Source organism: Nocardia asteroides (assembly GCF_900637185.1).
GTDB classification, from domain to species: Bacteria; Actinomycetota; Actinomycetes; order Mycobacteriales; family Mycobacteriaceae; genus Nocardia; species Nocardia asteroides.
This window is the reverse complement of the sequence record NZ_LR134352.1, coordinates 4199067-4222449: the sequence shown is the minus strand read 5'-3', so window position 1 is coordinate 4222449 and position 23383 is coordinate 4199067. Positions and strand designations below refer to the sequence as shown.

The following is a 23383-nucleotide window of genomic DNA, read 5'->3' as shown; positions in this document are numbered from 1 at the left end:
GGTGAAGGATGTAGTGCTCGAATGGGTGAGGTTCGTCGTGCGACGCGAGGTCGGGGCAATCGCAAGGCGAGCGCTCCCCTGTTCGCGCAGCTGCTGACCGCGGCGGTCGATACGGCGGGTGACGCGATCGCGATCACCTACTCCCCTGCCGACGGCGGCGCGCGCCGCGAACTCACCTACACCGAGCTCGACGCGGCGTCCTCACGGCTGGCCAGGGAACTGCTGGACCGTGGTGTCGGCCCGGGTGACGTGGTCGCGCTCGGTTTCACCCGTTCGGTCGAGTCGGTGCTGGCGGTGTGGGCGGTCGCCAAGGCGGGTGCGGCGTATGTGCCGGTCGATCCCGGTCTGCCCGCGGAGCGGATCGCCTATCTGGTGGCCGATTCGGGCGCGGTGCTCGGACTCACCGGCACGGCGCACGCCCCGGTGCTGGGCGAATCGCTCGAGTGGCTGGCAGTCGACTCCCCCGCGGTCCGCGATCGGATCGCGGACCGGCCCGCGCATCCGATCTCCTATGTGGACCGGGTGCGTCCGCTGACGGATCAGCATCCGGCCTATGTCATCTACACCTCGGGATCGACCGGACGGCCCAAGGGCGTGGTGGTGACCCATGCCGGGCTGGGTGCGCTGGTCACGGCGGCGCGGGAACGGTATGCGGTGGACGCGCGGTCGCGGGTGCTGCACGTGTGCTCACCGAACTTCGACGTGTCGGTGCTCGAGCTGCTGGTGACGTTCCAGACCGGTGCGACGCTGGTGGTGTCGCCGCCGACGGTGTTCGGCGGCCCCGAGCTGGCCGCGTTGCTGCATCGGGAGCAGGTCACCCATGTGCTGATCACGCCCGCGGCACTGGAGTCGGTCGATCCGCGAGGGTTGGACGCGCTGCGAGTGGTCGTAGTGGCCGGTGACGCGTTCGGTCCGGCGCTGGTGCGGCGGTGGGCGGTCGGCGAGCGGGCCTTCTTCAACGGGTACGGCCCGACCGAGGCGACGATCCTGGCGACGGGCAGTGCCGCGTTGCTGCCGGACGAGCCGGTCACGATCGGTGCGGCGTTTCCCGGTGTCGGGGCGATGGTGCTGGACGCGCGACTGCGCCCGGTGCCGGCGGGGGTGGCCGGTGAGCTGTATCTGTCGGGTCCCGCGCTGGCCCAGAGTTATCTGGGGCGGCCCGGGCTGACGGCGGAGCGGTTCGTCGCGGCCCCGTTCGGTGGGGTCGCGGGGGCGCGGATGTATCGGACCGGGGATCTGGTGCGCCGGACGTCCGAGGGTGAGTTCGAGTATCTGGGCCGGTCCGATTTCCAGGTGAAGGTACGTGGTTTCCGGATCGAGCTCGGGGAGATCGACGCGGCGGTGTCGGCGCATCCCGAGGTGGCGTTCGCGGCGACGGTCGGGGTGACGGCCGATTCGGGTGCGACGGTGCTGGTGTCGTATGTGCTGGCGCGTGACGGGGTGTCGGTGGATCCGGAGGAGGTGGTCCGGTTCGCCGGCGCCGCGCTGCCGGGTCATATGGTGCCGTCGGTCGTGGTGGTGCTGGACGAGATTCCGTTGACGCCGAACGGGAAACTGGATCGGCGGGCGCTGCCGGTGCCGGTGTTCGGTGCGGTCGGTTCCCGGGCGCCCGAGGGTCCGGTGGAGATCGCGATCGCGGAGCTGTTCACCCAGATTCTGGGGCTGACCGAGATCGGTGCGGAGGATTCGTTCTTCGCGGCCGGCGGGGACAGCATTCTGTCGATCCAGCTGGTGTCCCGGGCGCGGAACGTGGGGATCGCGTTCACGCCGCAGGACGTGTTCGAGCATCGGACGGTGGCGGGGCTGGCGCGAGTGGCGGTGGTCGGTGCCGAGGCGGGGCCGACGCTGGCGGAGCTGCCCGGTGGTGGTGTCGGCGCGATGCCGTTGACGCCGGTGCTGGCCGCGTCGGTGGCGGGTGGGCGGGCGTTCGCCCGGTTCAGTCAGCAGATGGTGCTGGCCTTGCCCGCGGGCATCGACCGCCATGCGCTGACCGGCACCTTGCGGGCGGTGCTGGACCACCACGACATGCTGCGTGCCGCGCTGCGACCGGTCGACGGTGGTGGATGGGAACTGACCGCCCTGCCACCGGGTGCGGTGCCGGTGGACGAACTGCTCACCCGGGTCGACATTCCGGCGGGCCGCAGTGCCGAGGAGCGGGCCGAGATCGCGGCCGCGGCACTGGATGCGGCGCTGGCGGCGCTGGATCCGGCGGCGGCGCGGATGGTGGCATTCGTGTGGCTGTGCCGGGCGGACGGTCCCGACGGGCTGGTGGTGGCGGTCAATCACGCCGCGATCGACGGGGTGTCGTGGCGGATCGTGTTGTCGGATCTGGTGGCCGCGTGGGCGCAGTACGCGGCGGGCCGGCGGGTCGTGTTGCCGGAGGTCGGGACGTCGTTTCGCCGGTGGGCGCACGGGCTGAGCGAGGCGGCGCCCGCTCGCCGGGACGAACTGGAGTATTGGCGGCGGGTGCTGGCGGTACCGGATCCGTTGCTGGGTGACCGGCCGCTGGACCCGGCGGTCGACACCGCTTCGGCGGTGCGGACTTTCGGGGTGTCGGTGTCGGCCGAGGTGAGCCGGGCGGTGCTGACGGAGTTGCCCGCGGTGTATCGCGCGGGTGCCGAGGACGGGTTGCTGGCCGCGTTGGCGCTGGCGGTGCGGACGTGGCGGGCTCGTCGGGGTGTGGACGTGTCGGCGACGCGGGTGCGGTTGGAGGGCCACGGCCGGGAGGCGACCGCGGTGCCGGGCGCCGATCTGACGCGCACGGTCGGCTGGTTCACCAGTATGTATCCGGTCGCGCTCGAGCTGGACGGGATCGATACCGAGGCGGCGTGGGCCGGTGGTGTGGCGACGGCCGCGCTGGTGAAGGCGGTGAAGGAGCAGCTGCTGGCGGTGCCGCACAAGGGCATCGGTTTCGGCATGCTGCGGCAGCTGGACACGGAGTCGGCCGGGCAGCTCGACGGCTCGCTCGGTCAGATCGGGTTCAACTATCTGGGCCGGATCTCCGCGGGCGATGTGCCGGGCGAGGCGGGCGAGATGGCCTGGTTGCCGACCGAGGAGTGGGGTGAGCCGGTCGCCGCGCAGGATCCGGCGTTGCCCGCGGCCGCGGTGATCGACATCAACGCGTTGGCCACCGGTTCCGGTGCCGAGGTGCGGTTGCGGGCGTCGTTCTCGTATGTGGCGGGGCTGGTGGACGAGGCGTCGGTGCGGGAGCTGGCGGAGTGCTGGACAGCGGCGCTGAGTGTGCTGGCCGAGCATCTGCGTGGTCCAGCGGCGGGTGGCCTCTCCCCCGCCGATGTGGCGTTGGTGCGGGTCACCCAGGCGGAGCTGGACGGGTGGCAGCGGGAGCGGGCCGGGCTGGTCGATGTGGTGCCGTTGGCGCCGTTGCAGCTCGGGTTGTTGTTCCTGGCGCAGGTGTCGGAGGGGTCGGATCCGTATCTGGTGCAGCTGGCGGTGGAGCTGGCCGGTGCGGTGGATCTGGCGCGGTTGCGGCGCGCGGCGCAGTCGGTGCTGGATCGGCACGCGATCTTGCGGACCGCGTTCGGTGCGACGGCGGATGGGACGCCGGTCGGGTTCGTGGTCGAGGGTGCGGTGGTGCCGTGGCGGGTGGTCGACACCGAGGTGTCGGCGGCGCGGGAACTGCTGGCGGCCGAGGCGCGGATCGGTTTCGATCTGACGGCGCCGCCGCTGCTGCGGTTCACGGTGTACCGGCGGGACGGGGGTCTGCAGCTGGTGCTGACCGCGCATCATCTGCTGGTGGACGGCTGGTCGATGCCGTTGCTGATGAAGGAACTGCTGGTCGCCTACGCCGTCGACGGTGGTCCGTCGCCGTTGCCGCCGGTGCGGCCCTATCGCGACTATCTGGCGTGGTTGCACCGCCAGGACCGGGACGCGGCGTTGCGTGGCTGGCGGACGGCGCTGGCCGGGCATGTGCCGACGATGGTGACGGGTGCGGTGCTGCCGCCGGCGGATCCGGTGCCGGGGTACGGCCTGTGCGCGCTGGAGTTGTCGGCGGCGGAGGCCGAGGTGCTGGGTGCGGCGGCGGCCGCGCACGAGGTGACGGTGAACACGCTGTTCCAGGCGGCGTGGGGGGTGGTGCTGGCCGGTGCGCTGGGTCGCGCGGATGTGCTGTTCGGTGCGGTGGTGTCGGGTCGGCCGCCGCAACTCGACGGTGTCGACGCGATGGTGGGGTTGTTCGCGAACACGATTCCGGTGCGGGTCCGGATCGACGGTGGAGTGTCGCTGGGGGCGTTGCTGGCGCGGGTGCAGTCCGATCAGGTGGCGGTGCTGGCGGGTCATCAGGTGGGGCTGACCGAGATCCAGCGGGTGGCGGGGGCCGGTGAGCTGTTCGACACGTTGATGGCCTATGAGTCGTACCCGGTCGATACCGAGGGGATGCGGCAGGCGCACGGGTCGATCGACGGCCTGGAGATCGTTGGGGTCGAGGCGGCCAATGCGACGCACTATCCGGTGGCGGTCGGCGTCGAGGTGGGTGACGGTATCCGGGTCGGGGTGCAGTACCGGCTGGATTCGGTCGGCCCGGAGGTCGCGCAGGCCTTGTCCGATCGGTTGCGCGCGGTGCTCGACGCGGTCGTGCACACCCCGGACGAGCCGGTCGCGAGTCTGCTGGAGGCGGTGCCGGGCGACGCGATCGCGCGGACCGCGTACTGGCGGAGCGTGCTCACCGATCTGCCCGCGGACCTGAATCTGCCGACGGACCGGCCTCGGCCGGCGGGCCCGGTCGTGGTCGAGGATCGGGTCGGTTTCCGTATTCCGGCCGAATCGCATTGGCGGATGCTCGATCTCGCGTCCGCGGGTGAGACCACGGTGTTCACCGTGGTGCATGTGGCGTTCGCGGTGCTGCTGGCCCGGTTGTCCGGCAGCACGGAGATCGTGGTGGGCACGCCCGGTGCGGGCGCGGGTGCGGACACGGTGGTGTGCCGGTTGCCGGTGCCCGGTGATCGTGCCTTCGCCGATCTGGTCGCCGACGCGGCCGTGGTGGCCCGGCGGGCGTTCACCTATCCGGCGCTGACGGCGGCGGAACGGTCGGTGCTCGGGGTCGAGGCCGCGCCGCCGCGGGTCCTGTTGCTGACCGAGTCCCGCCCGGGTGCCGGGTCGCCGCAGTGTGATCTGGCGTTGCGGTTGTTCGCCGACCCGGACGGTGGGATCGCCGCCGAACTGGGTTATGCGCGGGCGCTGTTCGATCGGGGCACGGTGTCGGTGTTCGCCGAGCGGCTGGTGCGGCTGCTGGTCGCCGCGCTCGCGGCGCCAGACACCGCGGTCGGTGATCTGGCGATGCTGAGTGCCGGTGAGCGTTCGGCATTGACGGCCAGGCCGGAGGCCGCGGTGCCGACCGGGGTGTTGTTCCCGGATCTGGTGGCGCGGGGTGTCGCGCTGGGCCGGGACCGGGTCGCGGTGCGGGCCGGGGGCCGGTCTGTTTCCTACGGTGAGCTGGACGAGTACACCTCGCGGCTGGCGCGGGAGCTGATCGCGCGCGGTGTCGGCGCGGAAGTGCCGGTCGCGGTGGTCTTGCCGCGGTCCTATGAGATGGTGGCGGCCGCGCTGGCGATCGCCAAGGCCGGTGGCGTGTACGTGCCGATGGATCCGGCCGCGCCCGCGCAGCGCCTGCGGCATCTGATCACCGATGCCGGAGCGGGCGTGGGGCTGACGATGTCGGCGCATCGGGATCGCGTCCCGGACTCGGTGACGTGGTCGATCCTCGACGATCCCGCGTTCGAGCGTTCCTGCGTGGATCGGGCCGCGGATCCGGTGACCGATGCCGACCGGAGTGCGCCGTTGCGCGCGCAGCATCCGGCGTATGTCATCTACACCTCCGGCTCCACCGGTCTGCCCAAGGGCGTCACCGTCACCCATGCCGGACTCGGTCCGCTCGTCGGCGAGGCCCGCACCCGGTACGGCGTGCGGGCCGAGCATCGGTTCCTGCACATCTGCGCGCCCTGGTTCGATCCGTCGGTGCTCGAGTGGCTGTGCGCGTTCTCGGTCGGGGCGACGCTGGTGGTGGTGCCGTCGGAGGTCATCGGCGGCGTGGAGCTGACCGAACTGCTGGCCGGTGAGGGTGTCACGCACGCGATCATCACGCCCGCGGTGCTGGGCACGCTCGACCCGGCCGGACTGGACCAGCTGGCGGTGTTGTCGGTCGGTGGCGACGTGACGACGCCGGAGCTGCTGACCCGGTGGCAGCCGGGGCGCCGCTATTTCAACGGCTACGGCCCCACCGAGACCACCATCATCTCCACCTACGCCGAACTCGTTGCCGGACAGCCTGTCTCGATCGGCGAACCGGTGGAGGGCACGCACGCGGTGGTGCTCGACGCACGGTTGAACCCGGTGCCGCCGGGTGTCACGGGTGAGCTGTACCTGGCCGGCCCCGGCCTGGCCCGCGGCTATCACGGTCAGCCCGGGGCGACCGGGGCGCGGTTCGTGGCCGATCCGTGGGGTGATCCGGGTGCGCGGATGTATCGCACCGGTGACCTGGTCCGGTTGCGCGCGGGCCTGCTCGACTATGTGGGCCGGGTCGACACCCAGCTGAAGGTACGCGGGTTCCGGATCGAGCCCGGTGAAGTGGATGCCGCGCTGGCGTCTCGCCCGGAGGTGGCGACCGTGGTGACCGTCGGCCGGGCGACCGTGTCGGGTTCGACGACCCTGGTGTCCTATGTGATCGCGGCCCCGGGCCACACGGCTGATCCCGCGGTGCTCACCACCTTCGCCGCCGAGTGCCTGCCGTCGTATCTGGTGCCCTCGGCAATCATGGTGCTGGACGCGCTGCCGCTCACCTCCAACGGCAAGATCGACCGGGCCGCGCTCCCGGAGCCCACCGCCTGCGCGGCGGTGGATCGCGCGCCGTGCGGCGACACGGAAACTCGGGTGGCCGAGTTGTTCGCGCGGGTCCTCGGCGTGACCACGGTGGGCGTGGACGACTCGTTCTTCGCGATCGGCGGCGACAGCATCCTGTCGATCCAGTTGGTGTCGCTGGCCCGGACCGCCGGCATCGTCTTCACCACCCGCGACGTGTTCGAACACCGCACGGTGGCGAAGCTGTCCGCGATCGCCAGCGTCGCCGGCCCGTCCGCGCCGACGCTGGCCGAATTGCCCGGCGGCGGTGTCGGTACGGTCCCGTTGACGCCCGTGCTGGCCGATTTCCTGGCCGGCGGTTCCAGCGATCGCTTCGCCCAGACCATGGTCCTGGCCCTGCCGGACGGGATCGACCGGGCGGGCTTGGTCGCCGTTGTCGCGGCGGTGCTGGATCGCCACGACATGCTGCGGGCGCGGCTGCGGCCCGCCGGGACCGGCTGGCGGTTCGAGGTACTCGCGCCCGGCGCCGTCGACGCGGACGCACTGGTGACCGAGGTCGACGCGGACGGCACGGATCTGACCCGGGTCGGTACCGCCGCCATGGATACGGCCCTGTCGGCGCTGGACCCGGCCGAGGCGCGGATGATCGCGTTCACCTGGATCCGGCGCGACGACGCCCCGGATGTGCTCGCCGTCGCCGCGCACCACTATGTGATCGACGGTGTGTCGTGGCGAATCCTGTTGCCCGACTTCGTCGTCGCGTGGGCGCAGTACGCGGCGGCACAGCCGATCGCGCTGCCGCCGGTGGGCACCTCGTTCCGCCGCTGGGCCCACGCCCTGGCCGAGACGGACCGCACCGCCGAACTCGGCTACTGGCAGCGGCTGCTGGCCACCCCGGACCCGCTGCTGGGCCGTCGCGCCCTGGATCTTGCGCTCGACACCCAGTCCACGCTGCGCTCGCTCACGGTCGAGGTCGACCCGGCCGTCACCGAACCTCTCCTCTCCACGCTGCCCGCCCGCTACCGGGCGGGTGCCGATCACGCGCTGCTCGCCGCCCTCGCCCTCGCGGTGCGGAACTGGCGGGCCCGCCGGGGTGTGGCCGCGGCCGCGGTGCGGATTCGCCGCGAAGGGCACGGCCGCACCGAACAGGTCGTGCCCGGCGCCGATCTGACCCGCACCGTCGGCTGGTTCACCAGCGTCCACCCCGTGGTCCTCGACCTCACCGAGATGGCGGCCGGGAACCTCGACGACGACACCCTCGCCGCGGCGATCCGCGTCGTCAAGGAACACCTGGCGACCGTGCCCGACCACGGCATCGGCTACGGGCTGCTCCGCACCCACCCCGACACCAGGGAACTGCTGTCCGGTGACAGCGGCCAGATCGGCTTCAACTACCTCGGCCGCGCGACCACCGCCGGTGAGGCCACCGGCGCTGCCTGGCTGCCGACCTCGGCACTGGGCGATATCGAGGTCGATCACGATCCTGCGTTGCCCGCGCACACCGTCCTCGACGTCAACGCGATCGCCGTTACCACCGGGTCCGGGCTGGGATTGCGCGCCGATTTCCGGTACGCGACCGGCATTCTCGACCACGACGACGTGCGGGAGCTGGCCGACGAGTGGGTCCGCTGCCTGTCCGCGCTGGCCGTCCACGCCGAGCACCCGGACGCCGGTGGCCTCACCCCGTCGGATGTGGAGCTGGTCCGGGTGACCCAGGCCGACCTGGACACCTGGCGGCGCACCCACCCCGGTGCGGTCGATGTGCTGCCGCTGTCGCCGCTGCAGCATTCACTGCTGGCGCTGGGCGAACTGCTCGACGAATCCGTGCACGCCTACGTGATCCAGCTCGTGGCCGATCTGACCGGCGAGCTCGATATCGCGCGGCTGCGCCGGGCCGCGCAGACGGTGCTGGACCGGCACGCGAATCTGCGCTCGGCGTTCGTCACCGCCGCGGACGGGACGCCCGTGCAGGTGGTGGCCGAGACGGTCGAAGCACCGGTGCGTGTCGTCGAGGAGGTCGGCGAGGACCAGCTGCCGGAACTGCTGGCCGCCGATCAGCGGGCGGGGTTCGATCCCGCGCTCGCCCCGCTGCTGCGGTTCACGGTGTACGTGACCGGTTCCGGGCGCAGCCATCTGGTGCTGACCGGGCATCACATCCTGCTCGACGGCTGGTCGATGCCGTTGCTGATGAAGGAACTGCTCGTCCTCTACGCCACCGGCGGTGACGCTACGGCCCTACCTGCGGTGCGCCCGTACCGCGATTACCTCGCGTGGCTGACCCGACAGGACCTTGCTGCCGCCGAGGACGCCTGGTCGCGAGTGCTGACCGGGGTCACGCCGTCGATGCTCGCGCCGGAACTGACCTGGCCCGCCGCGACCGGCGACGGGTTCGGGCTGTGCGAGTTCGAGTTCGACACCGCGCGCACCGCGGAGCTGACCGCGTTCGCCGCCGCCACCGAGGTCACCGCGAACACGGTGTTCCAGACCGCCTGGGGCCTGGTCGTCGCGGGCAGTACCGGTCGCGACGACATCGTGTTCGGCGCGACCGTGTCGGGCCGTCCGCCGCAGCTCGACGGTGTCGGCGACATGATCGGGCTGTTCGTCGACGCCGTGCCGGTGCGCGTACGTCTCGCGCCCGGCGGCACCGTCGGTGACCTCGTCCGTGCGGTACAGGCCGAGCAGGCCGGTCTGCTCGACCACCATCACCTGGGTCTGGGAGCGATCCAGCGCGCGGCCGGGCTCGGTGAGCTTTTCGACACCATGCTGGCGTTCGAGTCCTTCCCCGTCGACGCCGAGGGCCTGCAGCAGGCCGGTGGCGCGCTGGGTGACTTGCGGATCGACGATCTACAAGGCGCCGACTTCACGCACTATCCGATCACCGTCCTGGTGTTTCTCGGTGCCCGCACCCGGGTGCAGATCAAATACCGTCGCGACCTGGTCTCCGACGCGACAGCGCAGGCGGTTACCGACCGGCTGCGCACCACACTGGGCGACCTGATCGCCGCCCCCGGCACCCCTGCTGCCGGGATCACCGACCGGTTCGCCAGAACCGTGACCGATCCGATGACCCGCTCGCGGTTCTGGCGCGAGACCCTGGCCGATCTTCCGGGGCGCCTCGCGCTGCCCGCCGACGACCTCGAACCCGGCCGCCGCGGCACCGCGCGCGTACCGCTGGGCTCGGCCGCCGACCTGCGCGCACTCGCCGCAACATCCGGGGTGTCGCCGACGACGCTGCTACGGACCGCGCTGGCCGTGCTGCTCGCGCGACTCACCGGCACCGGCGACATCGTCGTCGCGACCACCCTCCCCGATGATCGGGACATGGTGGTGCGCACCGGCATCGACCTCACCACCGGTTTCGCCGACCTGCTTGGGCCGGACCACCTGGCCGAGACCGCGGCGATCGAGCATGCCGGGATCACCCCGGCCGAGCTGGCGGTACTGCTCGGCGGCGACCAGGGCTGCCTCGGTCAGGTGTCACTGGATTTCCAGCGCCCACCGAACCGGCACAGCGACCTCGCCCTCGCGGTCACCGACGACGACCTCGAGGTGTCGACGGTCCTCGGCGACGATCACGCCGCCCAGGTCTTCGGCGAACGCCTGGCCGGGATCCTCACCGCGTTCGGCCGGCACCCCGGGATCGCGGCCGGTGACCTGCCGATCTGCGACACCGACGAAGCGGCCTTCCTGGCCCGGATCGGCGACGGCGGCGTCCCGGCGGCGGCGGGCACGCTGCCCGCGCTGCTGGTGCGCGGCACCGGCTTCGGCCAGCACCGCATCGCCGTGCGCGACGCGGGCCGCGGCTACACCTACGGCACCTTGGACGCGGAATCCTCCCGTCTGGCCCGCGTGCTGATCGCGCAGGGCGTGGGGCCGGAAACCGTTGTCGCCTCGGCTATTCCGCGCAGCTACCACTCGATCCTCGCGCTGTGGGCGATCGCCAAGGCGGGCGGGGTGTACCTGCCGGTGGATCCGAACTATCCCGCCGACCGGGTTCGGCATATGCTCGCCGACTCCGGCGCCACGGTGGGCCTCACCGTCGCGGATCGGGCGGCCGGGCTACCCGGTTCGGTGCGCTGGCTGGTGCTCGACGACCCGGCCGTGCGCGCCGATGTCGCCGCCCGCGCCTCGACCACCGTGCGCGACCGGGACCGGCGCGTGCCGCTGCGCCGCGAACACGCCGCCTACGTCATCTACACCTCCGGTTCCACCGGGGTGCCCAAGGGCGTCACCGTCACCCACGCCGGACTCGGTGCGCTGCTCACGCATTCGGCGGCGCTGATGTGGCTGCGGCACGACCATCGGATGCTGCACGTGTGCTCGCCCAGTTTCGACCAGTCGGTCGAGGAGATCGGGACCGCGTTCCACTGCGGCGCCACGCTCGTCGTCGCCCCGCCCGACACCGTCGGCGGCGCCGAGCTGGCCGAACTGCTGCGGACCGAACGGGTCACGCACACGATCATCACCCCCGCCCTGCTCGGCACGCTGGATCCGGCGGCTCTGCCGGAGCTGGAATGCGTGTCGGCGGGCGGTGAGGCCAGCTCCGCCGAACTGCTGGCCGCTTGGCAGCCGGGACGGCGTTTCCTCAACGGCTACGGGCCGACCGAGGCGACCATCGGCGCCAGCTACGCCACCCTGTGCGCCGGTGACCGCGTCACCATCGGCCCGCCCGTGCCCGGTGTGCGGGCGACGGTTCTCGACCCGCGTCTGCGGGCGGTGCCGGTGGGTGTCGTGGGTGAGCTGTATCTGGCCGGTGACGCGCTGGCCCGCGGCTACCGCGGGCGCGGCGCCGCCACCGCCGACCGGTTCGTCGCCTGCCCGGACAGCCCGGGTGCGCGCATGTACCGCACCGGCGATCTGGTCCGCTGGGTCCGTGGCAGTGCGGGCGCGTACGCGCTCGAGTACGTGGGGCGCAGCGATTTCCAGGTCAAGATCCGGGGCTTCCGGATCGAGCCCGGCGAGATCGACGCGGTGCTCACCCGGCACCCGCAGATCGGTTTCGCGGTCACCGTCGGCGCCGAGAACCCGGCCGGGGAGACGACGCTGGTGTCGTATGTGACCGGTCGCGACATCGACCCGGACGGGGTGGTTCGCTGGTCGGCCGCGGTGCTGCCCGCGCACCTGGTGCCCGCGGCGGTCGTGGTCCTGGACCGGATCCCGTTGACCGCCTCGGGCAAGCTCGACCGCAAGGCCCTGCCTGCACCGGTGTTCGCGGCCCGCGCCTACCGGGCGCCGTCCACCGAGACCGAACGCACCGTCGCCGCGGTCTTCGCCGAGGTGCTCGGGACCGAACGGGTCGGTGCCGACGACAACTTCTTCGACCTGGGCGGCAACTCGCTGCTGGCGACCCGGTTGACCGCGCGCCTGGGTGCCGCCGTCGACCTGCGGGTGCCGGTGCGGGTGCTGTTCGCGGCGCCCACCGTCGCCACGTGCGCGGCCGAGATCGCCCGGTTGTCGCGGGCGAGCCGCCGTCCGGCGCTGTCGGCGGGGCCGCGCCCGGACCGTATCCCGCTCTCGCCGGCCCAGCAGCGCATGTGGTTCCTCAACCGCTTCGACACCGCCACCGCGGCCTACACCATTCCCGTGGTGCTGCGGCTGCATGGCGCACTCGACATCGACGCGCTGCGTGCGGCGTTCGCCGACGTGATCGCCCGGCACGAGATCCTGCGCACGGTGTATCCGGTCCCCGACGGGACGCCGGTGCAGGTCGTGCTGCCCGTCGACCACCCCGATGTGCCACGTCTGGGGTTCCGCACCGCCGACGACGCGGAACCCGCTGTGCGGGAACTGGTTTCCGCGGCCTTCGACGTCACCGCCGAGGTGCCGCTGCGGGCCACCCTGCTCGAGACCGCGCCACGCGAGTTCGTGCTGGCGATGGCGATCCACCACATCGCCGGTGACGGCTTCTCCGGCGGCCCGCTCACCCGCGACCTGGTCACCGCCTACCGTGCCCGCACCACCGGCCGTGCGCCCGCGTGGACCCCGCTACCGGTGCAGTACGCCGACTACGCGCTGTGGCAGCAGACGCTGCTGGGCACCGACGCCGATCCCGGCTCGGTCGGTGCCGAGCAGATCGCCTACTGGCGGCAGGCGCTGGCAGGTCTGCCCGACCAGCTCGACCTGCCTCGCGATCGTCCACGCCCCGCCGTGCAGTCCTACGCGGGCGGTCGGGTGCCGTTCACCGTCGACGCCGCCACCCACGCCGCGCTCACCGAACTGGCCCGCGCGCACAGCGCGACACTGTTCATGGCCGTGCACACCGCGCTGGCGGTCCTGCTGTCGGGCCTGTCGGGCACCACCGACATCGCCGTCGGCACCCCGGTGGCCGGGCGCGGTGACGCCGTCCTCGACGACCTGATCGGCATGTTCGTCAACACCCTGGTCTTCCGCACCGAGGTCGACTCCGCCGCCGGCTTCGCCGAACTGCTCACCCGCCAGCGCGAGATCGACCTGCGGGCCTTCGCCAACGCCGACGTCCCGTTCGAACGACTCGTCGAGGAGCTCAACCCGGCCCGTTCCACCGCCCGGCATCCGCTGTTCCAGGTCGGCCTGTCCTTCCAAAACCTGGCCGAGGTGCGGATGGACCTGCCGGGCATCAGCGTCACCTCGGTGGAACTGGACCGCGACCTGTCGCAGTTCGACCTGCACCTGATCCTGGCCGACCGCTACACCGCCGACGGTGCCGCGGCCGGCATCACCGGATACTGCACCTACGCCACCGACCTGTTCGACGAGTCGACCGTGCGCGGATTCCTGGACCGTTTCACCCGCGTCCTCACCGCCGTGGTGCGCGCGCCCGGCGCCGCCCTGCACACCATCGACCTGCTCGCACCGGCCGAACGCACCCGCATCGTGCAACGCTGGAACCGCACGACCCGCCACCCCGGCCCCGCCGCCACCCTCGCCACGCTGCTGGACGCGACGGTCGCCGCGCACCCGGACGCGACCGCGCTCGTCGCCGGGGACCTGCGCTGGAGCTTCACCGAGCTGCGGGCCCGGGTGAACCGGCTCGCCCGCTGCCTGATCGCCGTCGGGGTCGGCCCCGAAACACGGGTGGCGCTGGCCATGCGCCGCTCACCGGACCTGGTGGTCGCCATGTACGCGGTGAGCGTCGCGGGCGGTGCGTATGTGCCGATCGACCCCGATCAGCCCGCGACCCGCACCGGCCACATCCTCGACACCGCGACACCGCTGCTGGTCCTCACCGACGCCGCCACCGGCTTCGACACGGCCACCACCCCGGTCGTCACCGTCGACGAGCTGGACCTCACCGGCTACGGCGCCGCGCCGCTCACCGATGCCGAGCGGGTCGCGCCGCTGTCGCCGGCGAACACGGCGTATGTGATCTTCACGTCGGGATCGACCGGCCGCCCCAAGGGGGTGGCGGTGTCGCATGCCGCCGTGGTCAACCAGTTGCGGTGGAAGACCGAACGTTTCGGGCTCACCGCCACCGATGTCGTGCTGCTCAAGACCGCCGCCACCTTCGACCTGTCGGTGTGGGAGTTCTGGTCGACGGCGGTGTGCGGCGCCCGCCTGGTGGTCGCCGCACCCGACGGCCACCGCGATCCGGCCTACCTGGCCGAACTCCTGCGTCGCGAAGAGGTCACCACCCTGCACGTGGTGCCGTCGATGCTGGACGCGCTGCTCACCGAGACCCTGCCGGGTTCGCTGCGCCGGGTGCTGGCCATCGGCGAGACACTGCCGGTCGCGCTGGCCCGCCGGTTCGCGGCCGCGGCACCGAACATGACCCTGTTCAACGTGTACGGGCCCACCGAGGCGGCCGTGTCCATCACCAGCCACCGGGTCGGCGCCACCGACACGGTGACGGTCCCGATCGGCAAGCCGGTCTGGAACAGTCAGGTGTACGTGCTCGATGCGTGGCTGCGGCCGGTACCGGTCGGTGTTCCCGGCGAGCTGTATCTGGCCGGGGCACAGCTGGCCTCCGGGTATCTCGGCAGGCCCGACCTCACCGCCGAACGATTTGTCGCCAATCCGTTCCAGCCCGGCACCCGTCTCTACCGCACCGGTGATGTCGCGGTGTGGAACGGCGACGGGGAACTGGAGTACCGCGGCCGTACCGACTTCCAGACCAAGATCCGCGGCTTCCGCATCGAACTCGAGGAGATCGACGCGGTCCTCGGCGCGCACGACGACGTCGGATTCGCGGTCACCGTGGGACGGGAGAACCAGGCCGGGGAAACAGTGCTGGTGTCGTATGTGGTCGCCGCCGGGGACCGCACGGTCACCGTGGACGCACTGCTGGACTGGGCGGCGCGCACGCTGCCCGCGCACATGGTGCCCGCCACCGTCGTGGTGCTCGACCGGATCCCGCTCACCCACGTCGGCAAGGTCGACCGGGCCGCGTTGCCCGCGCCGGAGCTGGCCGCACGCACCTACCGTGCACCCGCCACCGCGATCGAGCAGACCGTGTGCGACGTCTTCGCCGATGTCCTGCGCCTGGACCGGGCCGGCCTCGACGACCACTTCTTCGAGCTCGGCGGCACCTCGCTGTCCGCGACGCGCCTGGCCGCCCAGCTCGCCGAGGCGGTCGCCGCGCCGATCCCGGTGACGTGGATCTTCACCACCCCGACCCCGGCCGGGCTGCTCGCGACCCTGCGCGCGGGCGGCGCCGACAGCACCGGCACCGAGGCGGCCTTCGGCATGCTGCTGCCGTTGCGTCCGTCCGGAACCCGGGCACCGCTGTTCTGTGTGCATCCGATCAGCGGCGTCGCCTGGTCCTTCAGCGGTCTGGCCGCGCACCTGGACCCCGAACGGCCCCTCTACGGCCTGCAGTCACCCGCGCTGAGTTCCGGCGAACCGCTACCGGATTCGATCGAGGAATGGGCGCGGCTCTACATCAAGCAGATCCGTGAGGTCCAAGCGGAAGGCCCCTACCACCTGCTCGGCTGGTCCCTCGGGGGCGTCATCGCCCACGCCATGGCGGTCCAGCTCCAGGCGGACGGCGAGGAGGTCGCCGTGCTGGCGATGCTCGACAGCACCCTCACCGCCGCGGCACCGGCGGCCGTACCCGCCCGGGTCACCGCCGCCGACCTGCTCGGCGGATTCTCCGGCACCCAGCTGGGCGACGACACCCTCGACGCCCAGACCCTGGCAAAGGCGCTCACCGAACTGACCGGCGCCACGACCGCCCTGGACGCCACCCGGATCGATCGCATCCTCGACGCGGCCACCGCCTCCGCCACCCTCGACGCCGCCTACCGTCCCCGCCGTTTCACCGGCGATATCTCCTATTTCACGGCTGCCCAGGACGACCCGACCGGCACCACCAACGCCGACTCCTGGACCGACGCCCTCACCGGCACCGTGCGCAATCATGCAGTCGATGCAACCCACTGGCGCATGACCGACCCGACGGCCCTGGCTACCATCGCCGCCGCCCTGCAACTGTGACCCGAGCCGCCTGACCCGATTCGCCCTGGCCGCATTGCCCCTGGCCAGGGCGAATCGATAATCCGCGGTGCACGCCCACCCCGGGTTATCCTGCGCTACAGACGAGTTTTCCCCTTCGAAAGAAGCGAGGCCGGTCATGGCAGGAAAGTTCGAGATCTTCACCGACGCGTCCGGCAAATTCCGCTGGCGCCTCAAGGCGGGCAACGGCGAAATCATCGCCTCCTCCCAGGCCTACGAATCCAAGGACGCCGCCAAAAAGGGCATCTCCTCAGTCCAGACCAACGCCGCAGGCGCCCCCCTCGTAGACCTCACCACCGCCAAATAACCCCAGGTAACCGCCGACCTCGGCATTCCCGCCCGCCTCTTCGTCGACAGGAACGACACGGAGCTCGAACCCTGCCGCTGACCGGCCAGTTCGCCATGCCTGGATTCGGTTCGCGGCGACAGCCTCTGAATGGTCGTCTGCGATTCTTGGTTGGTGATTCTCGCTGATCGTCACCACCGGATCGAGTTGCGCCCGCTGCGCTACCAATTCGCCAGAACCTCGGGCAATCGTTATGACGACAACTGGCTGGTCGTCCATGGGGAAGTGCGCACCCCATCGGGGAGCTGGGCGTTCGCCGACGCGTGCATGCTGGTCGGCGAAGCGCAGGAAGTTTCGCCGTGGCTGCGGGGTGGGGTCGGTGTCACACCACAGGAGTTGCGATTCCTGGAGCCGGTGCTGTCGTTCGTCCGCGACGACGCCTGCAGGGTCGGAGTCGCGTTCTCGCAAGAGGCCGCACCGCCGTGGCGCGAGGGTACACAACGCCTCGACGAGTTCCTGGTGGAGCTCGACATCGAGTCCGTGGCACTTGAACTCGCCGCCCAGGAATGGGAGCGACAGATCACGGAGTTTCCCGTGCGGTGACCGGTGAGGCATAAGGGGCGTTGATGAGGTTCTAGGCGATGGACCACTACCAGGCGCACGTGAGCGACGCGAGGATTGGTGTGGATCCCGGGTGGGATCGTGGGAGCGGCGAGGAGATGACCGTGACATTCGTGATCGGGGCCGACTGTGTCGACGTGCTGGATCGGGCCTGCGTCGACGAATGCCCGATCGACTGCATCTTCGTCGGCAATCGGATGGCCTACATCCAACCCGACGAGTGCATCGACTGCGGGGCCTGCGAACCGGTGTGCCCGGTCGAGGCGATCCACTACGAGGACGACATCCCGGCCGGTCAGGAACAGTTCCTGGAGGAGAACGCCCGGTTCTTCGCCGAACCGCTGCCCGGGCGCGACGCGCCGTTGGGTCAGCCCGGGGGCGCCACCGCGGTCGGTGTCCTCGGCGTCGACACCGATTACGTGCGCGACTATCCGGCCGCGGCCCGCTAGTTCACCCCGGGCATACGGCGCGGCGGCAGCGGGATGCGGTCCAGGTCGTGGGCCAGCACAGCGTCGGGGAAGCCGGCCTGTTCCAGGAACAGTGGATCGTCGGATTCGCCGTAGCGTTCGGAGAAATGGGTCAGTACCAGGGTGCGCACCCCGCAGGCCCGCGCCACTTCACCGGCCTGCCGGGCCGTGAGGTGCCCGCGATCGGCGGCCTGTTCGGTCTCGGAGTCCAGGAATGTCGATTCGATGACGAGCATGTCCACCCCGTCGGCGAGGGCGAACACGTTGTCGCACAGCCCGGTATCCATCACGAAGGCCACCTTTTGGCCCGGTCGCGTCGTCGTGCACTCCGCGAGCAGCGGCCCGGCCAGTTCCCGGATGGCGGCCCCCGAGATGCCGTGCTCGCGGAGCTTCTCGGGCAGGAAGGTGCGCCCGTCCGGCTCGGCGATGCGGTACCCGAAGGTCGGGATGCTGTGCGCGAGCGGCAGCGCGGTCACCGTGAATCCCTCGGCGGGCAAGGTCTCTCCGGCCCCGCTCACCGGATGCTCCACCAGGTGCGGCTCGTCGTGATAGCTGCTCGCGTACTTCAGCCGCTCCCAATACCGGGCCCCCTCCGCGGGGAACACGGCGTGCACCGCGTGCGGTACCCCGTCGCGGCCCAGACGCTGGATCACTCCGGGCACCCCGAGGCAATGGTCTCCGTGCAAGTGCGTGACACACACCCAGTGCAGTTCGGTCGCCGACGCACCGGCCCGCGACATCTGCCGTTGAATCCCCTCCCCGGGATCGAACAGCACCCCGCGACCGTCCCAGCGCAGCAGATACCCGTTGTGATTGCGGCGCCGGGTCGGCACAGCTCCGGCCGTTCCGAGCACCACCAGTTCACGCGTCGACATCGCCCCATCCTTACCGGACGCCCCGGAGATGTCGACACTGCGCGTATTCCGCCCAGTGGGACCGTCCGGAATCTCCGACCGTAGACGGATCTGTCCGGCGGTTCGCCGGGTTAGCGTGGAACGAGCGATTCGGCGAAAGGTGGGGAAACCGGTGAGCAACAGAACGATTGCCCGGCAGTGCACGCTGTGCGAGGCGCACTGCGGAATTCTGGTGACGGTCGAGGACGAACAGGTCACCAGGATCGAAGGCAACCCCGACGACGTCCTGTCGCGGGGCTACATCTGCCCGAAGGCGACCGCCATGGGCGGCCTGCACCACGACCCCGACCGCCTGCGCACCCCGGTCCGCCGCGTCGGCGACACCTTCGAACCGATCGGCTGGGACGAGGCGTTCCGCGAGATCGGGCAGCGCTTGCGGGCGGTGCGGGCCGAACACGGGCCCAGCGCCGTCGGAATGTACATGGGCAACCCCGCCGCGCACAGTTCCTCGGTGCTCTACGGCGTGCTGCTGCGCATCGCGCTGCTCACCCGCAACTTCTTCTCCGCGTCCTCCATCGATCAGTTCCCGCAGGAGTTCGTGGCCTGGCGGATGTTCGGCGCCAATGTGCTCATGCCGGTCGCCGATATCGACAACACCGACCGGCTGGTGGTGCTCGGCGCCAACCCGGCGGTGTCCAACGGCTCGATCACCACCATGCCCGGAGCGAAACTGCGGATCCGCGACGTGCGCAAACGCGGCGGCACCGTCGTCGTGATCGATCCACGCCGCACCGAGACCGCGCGCCTGGCCGACGAACACGTCGCGGTGCGCCCCGGCGGTGATGTGTACCTGCTGCTGGGGATGCTGCACGTGCTGGTCACCGAAGGACTCTGCGACGAGCGGGCCGTGCGCTTCCAGTGCGCGGGCTGGACCGAACTGTCGGGCCTGGTCGCCACCACCGCACCGGAGCTGATGGCCCCGCTCGCCGGGGTCGACGCCGACACCATCCGCCGCCTGGCCCGCGACCACGCCGCCGCCTCGTCGGCCGTGTTGTACGCGCGCATCGGGGTGTGCCTGCAGACCACCGGGGTGCTCACGCACTGGCTGGTCAACGTCGTCAACGCCGTCACCGGCAACCTGGACCGGGTGGGCGGGCAGATGTTCGCGACCCCGCCCGTGGACGCCGCCCGCTTCGGGAAATACCTGCCCATGGGCTACGGCGCATGGACCGACCGATCCGGCACCCACAAATCCTTCCGCGGTGAACTGCCCGTCGCGGCCCTCGCCCAGGACATCCTCGCCGAGGGCCCCGACCGGATCCGGGCGATGATCACCTACGCCGGCAATCCGGTGCTGTCCACGCCGCAGGGCGGCAAGCTCGACGAAGCGCTGGCATCGCTGGACTTCTACGTCGCCGTCGACATGTATGTCACCGAGACCACCCGCCACGCCGACATCATCCTGCCGCCGGTCTCCCCGCTGGAACGCGAGGAACTCAACATCCTGTTCCCGGTGTTCAGCGTCCGCAACAACGCCCGTTTCGACGCCGCGGTGTTCGAGCCGGCCCCCGACGCGTTCGAGGACTGGCAGATCCTGGCCCGGCTGGTGGCCGAACTGGTCCCGCTGCCCGCGCGCCGCCTCACCGGCCGCGTGCTCACCGGCCTGCTCGACCAGCTCAGCCCCCTGCGGCTGACCGCGGCCGCGGTCGCCACCGGCCCGCACGGCGTGCTGCGCCGCGGCCGGAAAGGCTTGACCATCAGCAAGATCCGCGCGGCCGCCGGTGGTATCGACCTGGGCCCGCTGGTGCCGCGACTGGCAAAGCTGATCGGCACCAAGGACCGCAAGGTCCAGCTGACACCACCGGACTTCGTGACCGCGCTGCGCGAACTCCTCGCCACCGACGCGACCCCGGCCACCGGCTACGACCTGCAGCTGATCGGACGCCGCCACCTGCGCAGCAACAACTCGTGGCTGCACAACATCCCGTCGATGATGAAGGGCCGCGACCGCTGCACCGTCCTCATGCACCCCACCGACGCCGCCCATCGCGGCCTCACCGACGGCCACCAGGCCCGGGTGGAATCCGCGGTCGGCGCGATCCTGCTGCCGGTGGAGATCAGCGACGACATCCGCAGCGGCGTGGTGGCGATCCCGCACGGCTGGGGTCACGGCGAACCCGGTGTCGGCTGGACCGTGGCGGCCGCGCAACCGGGCGTCAATGTCAACCTGCTGCACGACCCCACCCGGACCGATCCCCTCAGCGGCACGGCGGCGGTCAACAACACCTGGGTGCGGGTGAGCCCTGTCGCCACCTCCACCTCGGCCGACACGGACGCGAAGATCGCCGACCCGGTCGGCATCTGATCGCCGTGGTGAGCCCGGCGATCCGGGCTCACCACGGTCTTCTCAGCGGAAACGCAGTGTGGCGGTGGCCAATCCGAAGATCTTGCGGCCACCGGACTTCGCGACGATGGCGATCACGGCCGACCGGGTCTCGGGGTCGACCGACTTCACCCGGCCGGCGAACTCGATCTCGCCGCCGGCCGCGCGATCGACGATCGTGGTGCTCGACAGCCGCACACCGTAGCGGGTGACCGCGCCCGGGTCGCCCGACCAGGTGGACACGAAACCGGCGCCCAGGCCCATGGTGAGCATGCCGTGGGCGATCACATCGGGCAGGCCCGCCATCTTGGCGATGCTCTCGTCCCAGTGGATCGGGTTGTTGTCGCCGGAGACGCCGGCGTAGTTCACCAGATCACCGCGCGAGAGCCGCGCCTCGCGGATCGGCAGTTCCGCGCCCACGGTCAGTTCGTCGAACGACAGCGTCGTGCTCGGCACCCGGGCGGCGCCCGCGGCCGAGAGCCGGATCTCGCCTTCCGGACGCAGCGGCGTCTCCCCGCCTTCCTGCGCGGCGTCGCCGTTGCCGAACACCTTGACCCCGTGCAGCATCACGTTCTCCACGGCACGGGTGATCTCGGGGTCGACGCCCTCACCGGTGATGCCGACGACGGTGGTGTGCATGATGTGCACCACCTCTCCGGATTCGTCGGCGAAGGTGTTGGTGACGGTGATCAGGTCTTTGCCCGCGATCCGGCGGATCGAGGACAGCTCCACGTCGACGACCAGCTTGTCACCGGCGACGATCGGCTTGTGCTGTTCGAAGACCTGCTCGGTCTGCACGAACATGTCGTAGCCGACGACAACCGATTCGAACAGCTCCCGGTTGGCGGCCATGGCGGGGATGGAGACGAACGTCAGCGGGGCGACCAGGCCGGTGTAGCCGAGCGCGGCAGCGGCCTCCTCGTCCCAGTGCGCCGGGTGGAAATCCTGCACGGCGCGGGCGTATTCGCGGATCTTCTCGCGACCGACCTCGTAGACGTCGTCCACCCGGTAGTAATGCCCTACCTTGGACGAAATATCAGGGGCATCGACCACGGAAGTCACTTTGGATCACCTTCGTTCGGGGAACGGACACCCGGCAGGCTAGCGGACTCCAGCCCGCACCGCGCACACCTTGGCACACTTCACAGCGGGGGCGTCGTGTGTCCACGCGCGATGTGCGGCCGGGCCGAACTCTCAGCGCGCGGGAAGCACCGACCGGGTGCCCGCGCCGGGACCGTCGATCGGGGTCAGGTCGCGGCCCAGGACCCGCTCGCCGCAGTGCGAACACACTGGCTCCACCGTGGCGACCTGACCGCAGCCGCGATGCACCGCCACCACCGGCGGTCCGTCGGGGGCGGCCCATTCGTCGCCCCACTGCCGCATCGCGGTCACCACCTGCCACAGGGAACGCCCCTTGGCGGTGAGCCGGTAGTCGTAGCGCACGGGGTTGTCCTGGTAGGGCTCCCTGGTCATGATGCCGTGCTCGACCAGGCCGTCCAGGCGCTGGGTGAGCACGTTGCGCGCGATGCCGAGGCGGTCGCGGAAGTCCTCGAAGCGGGTCACCCCGAACAGCGCGTCGCGCACGATCAGCAGCGTCCACCACTCGCCGACCACTTCCAGGCATTGGGCCAGGGAGCAGTTCATGTCCTCGAAGCTGGTGCGTCGCATGCACCCACCCTAGTCGGTTGCATGAAAGAACTCACCCATCTAGCGTGAGTTGCATGATGAAACTCACTGGCGGTCTCGATGCGCGATTCGCGCTCGCGGCCACCGACTCCGGCTGGCACGCCGTTGTCGACGACACCTGGCGCGGCTGGTCCGGCCCGCACGGCGGCACCCTCGGCGGGCTCATGATCGAGGTCGCCCGCCGCAGCTGCGCCCACGACCACCCGGTGCGGGCCGCCGACATCCGGTTCCTCGGTCGCCCCGCGACCGGGGCGTTCACGCTGCGCGCCACCGAGAAGCCGGTCGGGCGCACGACGACCGTCCTCGACGTCGTCGCCGAACAGGACGGCGCACCGGTCGCCGCGGCGACCGTCGTCCTCGGCGCGGCGGGCACCAGCGCGATCGCGGCCCACACCGCCCGTCCCGCACCCCCGGTCCCGGCGCCCGAGGACTGCCCGCTGTTCCAGCTACCCCCGGAAATCGTCCCCGTCGGCGCCCATTTCGCAATCCGGCCGGCCGCCGGTCCCCTGCCGCTCAGCGGCGCCGACGAAGCGATGATGTGCGCCTGGATCACCCTGGAACCCGCCCTGCCCGTCGACGCCCCGAGCTTGGCGATCCTCGCCGACGCATTGCCGCCCGGCCTGTTCCCGCTGCTCACCGCACCGGTCGCGGTGCCGACGGTCACGCTGTCACTGCACCTGCACGCCGCTGTGGCTGATCTCGGTGCCGGGCCCGTCCTCGTCCGGGCCGTCAATGTCAGCACCGATGCGGGCTGGTCGGTCGACGACATCGACCTCTGGGACCGCGACGGTGTCCTGCTCGCCAGTGCCCGCCAAACCCGCCGTGTCCTCGGCTGATCAGGAGCGTC

9 protein-coding genes are annotated in these 23383 nt (G+C 71.1%); 6 read left to right on the top strand and 3 right to left on the bottom strand.

Annotated elements, in window-relative coordinates:
* The first annotated feature begins 21 nt into the window (after positions 1-21).
* From EL493_RS19725 to fdxA, 4 genes are all read left to right on the top strand, one after another.
* Positions 22-16221, top strand: coding sequence for a non-ribosomal peptide synthetase (locus EL493_RS19725; protein WP_022566899.1), 16200 nt, complete (start codon positions 22-24; stop codon positions 16219-16221).
* Between the two features lie 136 nt (positions 16222-16357).
* Positions 16358-16546 (top strand): YegP family protein, encoded by a 189-nt coding sequence (locus tag EL493_RS19720; RefSeq protein ID WP_019047041.1) that lies wholly within the window; start codon positions 16358-16360, stop codon positions 16544-16546.
* Between the two features lie 153 nt (positions 16547-16699).
* The gene (locus tag EL493_RS19715; RefSeq protein ID WP_030202145.1) at positions 16700-17128 is read left to right on the top strand and encodes a WapI family immunity protein; all 429 of its coding nucleotides are present in this window, start codon (positions 16700-16702) and stop codon (positions 17126-17128) included.
* A 122-nt stretch (positions 17129-17250) separates the two neighbouring features.
* A complete protein-coding gene (gene fdxA, locus EL493_RS19710) occupies positions 17251-17595 on the top strand; it encodes a ferredoxin (protein WP_030202142.1) in 345 nt (114 codons plus the stop codon).
* On the opposite strand, the gene EL493_RS19705 is transcribed toward fdxA, so the two are convergent.
* The gene (locus tag EL493_RS19705; protein WP_019047038.1) at positions 17592-18488 is read right to left on the bottom strand and encodes a ribonuclease Z; all 897 of its coding nucleotides are present in this window, start codon (positions 18486-18488) and stop codon (positions 17592-17594) included. The genes fdxA and EL493_RS19705 overlap by 4 nt on opposite strands.
* A gap of 151 nt (positions 18489-18639) precedes the next feature.
* On the opposite strand from EL493_RS19705, the gene EL493_RS19700 reads away from it, so the two are divergent.
* Positions 18640-20832, top strand: a complete 2193-nt coding sequence (locus tag EL493_RS19700) for a molybdopterin oxidoreductase family protein (RefSeq protein ID WP_019047037.1) — start codon at positions 18640-18642, stop codon at positions 20830-20832.
* A 42-nt stretch (positions 20833-20874) separates the two neighbouring features.
* Here EL493_RS19700 and EL493_RS19695 read toward each other — a convergent pair whose 3' ends face one another.
* Positions 20875-21912 (bottom strand): fused (3R)-hydroxyacyl-ACP dehydratase subunits HadA/HadB, encoded by a 1038-nt coding sequence (locus tag EL493_RS19695; RefSeq protein WP_022566902.1) that lies wholly within the window; start codon positions 21910-21912, stop codon positions 20875-20877.
* 132 nt (positions 21913-22044) lie between these two features.
* Complete coding sequence (locus EL493_RS19690) at positions 22045-22518, bottom strand: winged helix-turn-helix transcriptional regulator (protein ID WP_019047035.1); 474 nt, start codon at positions 22516-22518, stop codon at positions 22045-22047.
* A 53-nt stretch (positions 22519-22571) separates the two neighbouring features.
* Here EL493_RS19690 and EL493_RS19685 point away from each other — a divergent pair, with 53 nt between their 5' ends.
* The gene (locus tag EL493_RS19685; protein WP_019047034.1) at positions 22572-23372 is read left to right on the top strand and encodes a thioesterase family protein; all 801 of its coding nucleotides are present in this window, start codon (positions 22572-22574) and stop codon (positions 23370-23372) included.
* Positions 23373-23383 lie beyond the last annotated feature (11 nt).

What these genes read in the sequence shown, in the direction of transcription:
- EL493_RS19705 (WP_019047038.1), bottom strand. Translation starts at nt 18,488, where the DNA reads ATGTCGACGCGTGAACTGGTGGTGCTCGGAACGGCCGGAGCTGTGCCG.
- EL493_RS19690 (WP_019047035.1), bottom strand. Translation starts at nt 22,518, where the DNA reads ATGCGACGCACCAGCTTCGAGGACATGAACTGCTCCCTGGCCCAATGC.
- EL493_RS19725 (WP_022566899.1), top strand. Translation starts at nt 22, where the DNA reads ATGGGTGAGGTTCGTCGTGCGACGCGAGGTCGGGGCAATCGCAAGGCG.
- EL493_RS19720 (WP_019047041.1), top strand. Translation starts at nt 16,358, where the DNA reads ATGGCAGGAAAGTTCGAGATCTTCACCGACGCGTCCGGCAAATTCCGC.
- EL493_RS19685 (WP_019047034.1), top strand. Translation starts at nt 22,572, where the DNA reads ATGATGAAACTCACTGGCGGTCTCGATGCGCGATTCGCGCTCGCGGCC.